This is a genomic window from Oleiphilus sp. HI0066 (assembly GCF_001635725.1).
Genome location: NZ_LWFH01000327.1, coordinates 1 through 920 on the forward strand (window position 1 = coordinate 1; position 920 = coordinate 920).

Annotated in this window: 1 protein-coding gene and 1 pseudogene; both read right to left on the reverse strand. The window is 45.3% G+C overall.

All coding sequences use genetic code 11. The annotated features are described in order from the left end of the window. Nucleotides 1–10 precede the first annotated feature (10 nt). A complete protein-coding gene (locus tag A3738_RS04740) occupies nt 11–829 on the reverse strand; it encodes a hypothetical protein (RefSeq protein ID WP_082889969.1) in 819 nt (272 codons plus the stop codon). Further along, nucleotides 774–920: pseudogene (gene recR / locus A3738_RS32305) on the reverse strand (recombination protein RecR); the annotation flags it as partial. The pseudogene recR and the gene A3738_RS04740, both read right to left, overlap by 56 nt.

The following is a 920-nucleotide window of genomic DNA, read 5'->3' on the forward strand; positions in this document are numbered from 1 at the left end:
GCCATCTCAATCAGACTAGCGTCTCCGAACACCCAACTTTTAGGAAGATTCTTACCAACAGCATTTCATCACGCCAGCACACTAGCTTTTGCAAAAGAGCTTGCTTTGTTAAAGGTAAATCCCACGCCCCTCTCAGCTTTAAATATGCGTTTTGTGGATCCGCCACTGCCGATTCAATCGACTCGACCTGACGCGCGCAATCTTCCTCTACAGCAGACTGCCAAGGGCTTTTAATAAGCCTCTCTAACAGATTCTTGTAGATAGTTTCCAAGTAATACACGTCGGCAGCTGCATACTGAAGCTGTTTTGAACTTAAGGGTCTTTTCAACCAATCAGAACGTGTCTCGCCTTTATCAAGTGCGATATCAAGCTCGGCTTCCACCAGACGTTGATACCCTACCGAGGAGCCATTGCCTAAAAATGCATTCGCTATTTGCGTGTCAAACACATTAGAGATATGACAATCACAGGCATAAGAGAGCAGATCAATATCCTCGCTCATAGAGTGCAGAACGATGACCACTTCATCACTTTCAAGCACTGCAGCGAGAGGTTTCAAACTCGTCAAACTTAGAGGATCAATAAGATAGGTTAACCCCGATGCCGCAATTTGAATGAGGCCAGGTTTCGCGTAAAAAGTAGTGCTACGCTCAAATTCAGTATCAAGAATGATATAAGGCTCTTGCAACCAAGACTCAACACACTCATTGAGCTTTGTATCGCTATCCACCCATGTAAAATCTATTTCTTCAAGGGCGCGCAACTGCGTTTCATCAACCATCGCTAAGCGGCTTCCTTCCAGAAAATGCGTGGCCAAGCGTACCGCCATCCACAAAACCTAATTCGCCACCAAGCGGAATCCCATGCGCTAGACGTGTCGCTAGAATACCTCTGTTTTTCAGAATTTCAGAAATATAGTG